The 5,566-nt window shown below is 31.1% G+C and carries 2 protein-coding genes; both read left to right on the top strand.

Annotation, left to right across the window (positions count from 1 at the left end; genetic code table 11):
• The first annotated feature begins 250 nt into the window (after nucleotides 1-250).
• Nucleotides 251-3,472 carry a CHAT domain-containing protein gene (locus H8909_RS12320; protein WP_187013039.1) on the top strand — a complete coding sequence of 1,074 codons (3,222 nt, stop codon included), beginning with the start codon at nucleotides 251-253 and terminating at the stop codon, nucleotides 3,470-3,472.
• A 463-nt stretch (nucleotides 3,473-3,935) separates the two neighbouring features.
• Complete coding sequence (locus H8909_RS12315; protein WP_187013038.1) at nucleotides 3,936-5,480, top strand: tetratricopeptide repeat protein; 1,545 nt, start codon at nucleotides 3,936-3,938, stop codon at nucleotides 5,478-5,480.
• Nucleotides 5,481-5,566 lie beyond the last annotated feature (86 nt).

Genomic DNA, 5,566 nt, shown 5'->3' with positions numbered 1-5,566 from the left:
CAGTACAACAAATAACAACGAAATTATACACCTAAACCACCCTGAAAAAAAGCACTTTTTCTTCAGGGGTTTTCAGCATGCAATAAAAACTATGAAAAATTACTGATTATTTTTTTGAATTTTTACTTGATTTCTATTATCCAATTTTTTTTCCCTGTTTTTTAAGGTTAAGTTTGAAAAAAATAAAGGGGTATAGAATAGTTTTGTTTGCTAGAGTAAAATAATGTTACTGAACATTGGAGGAATACATATGAATAATAATTTAACTAATAACCTTATTAAGAAAGCAGAAGAAGCAGAAAAAACTGGGAATTATATAAAAGCTAAAAACGTTTATCAAGAGTTATATGATTTTTATAAACAAGAACTAGGAGAGAATCATCCGGATACATTAAGTTCACTTGGTAGTCTTGCAAACTCATATTCTGATTTAGGAGATTACAGCAAGGCATATAAACTACAGAACATAGTCTATAATTCAAGAAAAGAAATTTTAGGAGAGAATCATCCAGATACATTAACTTCATTAAGCAATCTAGCAATCACATTTTCTGATTTAGGAGACTACAGCAAGGCATGTGAACTACAGAACACAGTCTATAATGCAAGAAAAGAAATCCTAGGAGAGAATCATCCAGATACATTAACTTCATTAAGCAGTCTAGCAAACTCATACTCTGATTTAGGAGACTACAGCAAGGCATGTGAACTGCAGAAGATTGTTTATAATGCAAGAAAAGAAATTCTAGGAGATCATCATCCGGATACATTATCTGTCTTGAACAATCTAGCAAATTCATATTCTGATTTAGGAGACTACAGCAAGGCATGTGAACTACAGAACACAGTCTATAATGCAAGAAAAGAAATCCTAGGAGAGAATCATCCAGATACATTATCTGTATTAAACAATTTAGCAAACTCATATTCTTATTTAGGAGATTGTAATAAAGCATTGGAACTACATGAAGAAATTTATACTGCAAAAAAAGAAATCCTAGGAGAGAATCATCGAGAAACACTATCTGCTTTAAATAATTTGGCATGCTCTTATGGTATGCTGGGAGATTATAGCAAGGCGTTAGAAATAGAAGATGAAGTTTATAAGACAACCAAGGAATCTTTAGGAGAGAAACATTCTGATACATTGAATGCACTCGAGAATGTAGCGATTTCTTACAATAATCTAGGAGATTATAATAAAGCGTTTAAAATAATAAATGAAGTTTATAATACAAGTAAAGAAATCCTAGGAGAGAATCATCCAGATACATTAAGTTCACTTGGCAAGCTTGCAAAATTACATTCTGATTTAGGAGATTACAGCAAGGCATGTGAACTACAGAACATAGTCTATAATTCAAGAAAAGAAATACTAGGAGAAAATCATCCAGATACATTAAGTTCACTTGGCAATCTTGCAAATGCATATTTTGATTTAGGAGATTACAGCAAGACATGTGAACTACAGAACATAGTCTATAATGCAAAAAAAGAAATCCTAGGAGAGAATCATCCAGGTACAATAATTGCACTCGGCAATCTAGCGCGTATATATAATTATTTAGGAGATTACAACAAGGCATATGAACTACAGAACATAGTCTATAATTCAAGAAAAGGAATCCTAGGAGAGAATCATCCAGATACAATAGCTGCACTTGCTTGTCTAGGAATTGCATATTATCAAATAGATGATTACAATATGAGTTTAGAACTGCAGAAGGTGGCGTATAATGCACAAAAGGAATTTTATGGAGAAAAGAATCCTAATACATTAAATACACTTGGCAATCTGGCATCTTGTTACAGTGTATTAGGAGATTACAGCATGGCATATAAACTACAGAACATAGTCTATAATGCAAGAAAAGAAATCCTAGGAGAGAATCATCCAGATACATTAAGTTCACTTGGCAATCTTGCAAGCTCATATTCTGATTTAGGAGATTACAGCAAGGCATATAAACTACAGAACATAGTCTATAATTCAATAAAAGAAATCTTAGGAGAGAATCATCCTGATACACTACTTGGTTTGTCAAATCTACTTGAAACTCAAATCCTTAAAGAAGAATTTGATAATCAATCTATCAAAAAATATATGACTGCATATTTTGAAAATATTAATAATCTTAAAACGATAGCATTTAGTATAAAAGAGGTCTCCTCTAGACGACACTTTCTTGAATCATTCAATAATGTATATAAATTGTTGAAATTATGTGTCTTTGAAAGAAATATCAAAGACTTAATAGACTATCTTTTTATCAATAAGAATCTATCTTTTGAGATAGATGTCAATAGATTCCATAATGAAACAATGGGTGAAACATTATCTCTAGAAGAAGTGCCCCATTTAATTAAAAGTAAGTTGATTATTGATTTCTATGAACTTAATGATTCAAAGTATGGTCTTATTCTCATAAAAAAAGGAAAGTATTCACATTTTCTTGCTGATTTTGAAGATATCAGCAATGGGTCATTTATTGATAATAAAGATATCCAACCATTTATTGGCCAGCTTGAAGATTATGATCATATTTATATCTGTCCTGATGGTGAACTCTATAACATATCCTTCGAAAGAGTACTTAACTGTTTAAATATTTCCTATCTAAGTTCTGTACAGACACTATTCAAGAAGGATACAGATGATGACAGTACAGATCAGCTTGTATCCTTTGTCTATCCTGACTTTTTTGGAAGACTATCAGATGATAATGACAGAGGAGATAAAAAAGGAGTTCTCTATGGTTCATATCTTGAAGGTATGTTTATTCAGGATATCTATGGTGAAAAGTCCACTATATATAGTTCAGGTCAAGCTAATCATGATAACTTTCTTAATACAAGAAGACCGAGAATACTTCATGTATCCACTCATGGTGATTATCTAAATAATGAACATATGGAACCTATGGATAGAGGTATTCTATGCTTATCAGGATATAATGTAGAAGAAAACAATTCTGGTTATATCAGTGCCAGAGAAATACAGTATATGGACTTAAAGGGGACAGAACTCGCTGTATTATCAGCATGTAATACAGGCCTAGGAGAGAATATAAGTGGTGAAGGAATTTATGGTATCAGACGTGCCTTTGAGCTTGCAGGATGCCAGACATTACTACTTACTGTAGAAGAAGTAGATGACTTTAACTCGGCAATATTCATGAAAGTATTTTATGAGAGATATAACGAGACAAATAATATCTATCAATCCTTTAAGGATACCAAGGAATACTTAAAAGAACATGGCTTAAAAGAACTCAGAGAATTGAAATATGTCTTTGAGGAAGTAATGAAGAACAAGATTAACAGTCGTATCGTATATAGAAGAAATTTCAATGAACTTAATAGAAGAATTGAGGAAAGTGAAATGAGAGGACAAATAGTCAGAAAGAAGAATGGAGAGTATGTAATTGAAGACTGGAATGGATTTATCATTCAAGGAAAGATAGAAAACTAATATTAATATCTCCCTTACTTTTTTGTTTATACTTAGCATTACAGTATCAGAGTCTTCGGTGATAATAATACCATCTGATAAAGCCGAATGCTCCTACAACTAGATATATTAAAATGATTAATGCTGTAACGGAAATAGAAAATTGATCACCACCAATTTTGATATTAGACCAAAGTTCAAAGTATTTGGTGTTAAAGAACCACCACAAGTTAAGTATTACTAAGATTACTTCTAGCATATGTATTCTCCTTGTAAGGTAATGAATATTAGGAGAAGTGTAATTGCAATGTTTATACACTTCCTTATACCTTTCATACAATAACTTATGGGTTATTAATTTTCCCTGTTTTTTACCTTAAGATATTTCAATTTTTATCATTTATTGTCTTTTGCTGAAGGAGATGTAGAAGAGTCTTTTTTAATAGATTAAAATGGTATTAATGAATGTTATAGGAGGAGTCGTATGAATAAACATTTAGTTAATAACCTTATTAAGCAAACAGAAGAAGCAAAAAAAACTGGGAATTATATAAAAGCTAAAAATGCTTATCAAGAATTATTTGATTTATATAAATATGAACTAGGAGATAATCATCCAGATACATTGTCTGTATTAAATAATCTAGCAATCTCATACTCTGATTTAGGAGATTACAGCAAGGCATGTGAACTGAATAATAAAGTCTATAATGCAAGAAAAGAAATCCTAGGAGATAATCATCCAGATACATTAACTTCATTAAACAATCTAGCAAACTCTTATTTGTATTTAGGAGATTACAGCAAGGCATGTAAACTGCAGAAGATTGTTTATAATGCAAGAAAAGAAATTCTAGGAGATAATCATCTAGATACATTAAATTCATTAAGCAATCTAGCAATCACATTTTCTGATTTAGGAGACTACAGTAAGGCATGTGAACTACAGAACACAGTCTATAATGCAAAAAAAGAAATTCTAGGAGAGAATCATCCAGATACATTAACTTCATTAAGCAGTCTAGCAAACTCATACTCTGATTTAGGAGACTACAGCAAGGCATGTGAACTGCAGAAGATTGTTTATAATGCAAGAAAAGAAATCCTAGGAGAGAATCATCCAGATACATTATCTGTATTAAATAATCTAGCAATCTCATACTCTGATTTAGGAGATTACAACAAGGCATGTGAACTGCAGAAGATTGTTTATAATGCAAGAAAAGAAATCCTAGGAGAGAATCATCCAGATACATTAACTTCATTAAGCAGTCTAGCAAACTCATACTCTGATTTAGGAGATTACAACAAGGCATGTGAACTGCAGAAGATTGTTTATAATGCAAGAAAAGAAATCCTAGGAGAGAATCATCCTGAAACATTAACTTCATTAAGCAATCTAGCAAATTCATATTCTGATTTAGGAGATTACAGCAAGGCACTAGAAATGAGCAATACAGTCTATAACGCATTTAAAGAACTTCAAGGAGATAATCATCCAGATACATTAAGTTTACTTGGTAATCTTGCAAATGCATATTTTGATTTAGGAGATTATAACAAGGCACTAGAAATGAGCAATACAGTCTATAACACATTTAAAGAACTTCAAGGAGAGAATCATCCAAATACATTAATTGCCTTACAAATTCTAGCAAATTCTTATTCTTATTTAGGAGATTATAACAAGGCACTAGAAATGAGAAATACAGGCTATAACGCATTTAAAGAACTTCAAGGAGAGAATCATCCAAATACATTATCTGCTTTAAACAATTTAGCAATCATATATTCTGATTTAGGAGATTACAACAAGGCACTAGAAATAAGAAATACAGTCTATAACGCATTTAAAGAACTTCAAGGAGAGAATCATCCAAATACATTAACTGCTTTACAAAATCTAGCAAATTCTTATTCTGATTTAGGGGATTACAGCAAGGCATGTGAACTGAATAATAAAGTCTATAATGCAAGAAAAGAAATCCTAGGAGATAAGTGTGAAACAAAAATCAATCAAAACGTATAAAAAAAGACAAACTTAAAAACAAGTTTGAATAATTTAGAAAAAATAGAATAGTTGAATTTTATGGTTTAGTTAATTTAGAAACGTCA

Origin of the sequence: Catenibacterium faecis, assembly GCF_014306455.1 — a bacterium.
Lineage (GTDB): Bacteria > Bacillota_I > Bacilli_A > Erysipelotrichales > Coprobacillaceae > Catenibacterium > Catenibacterium mitsuoka_A.
Note: the sequence above shows the minus strand (reverse complement) of the source record. Positions and strands in the feature narration are given on the sequence as shown.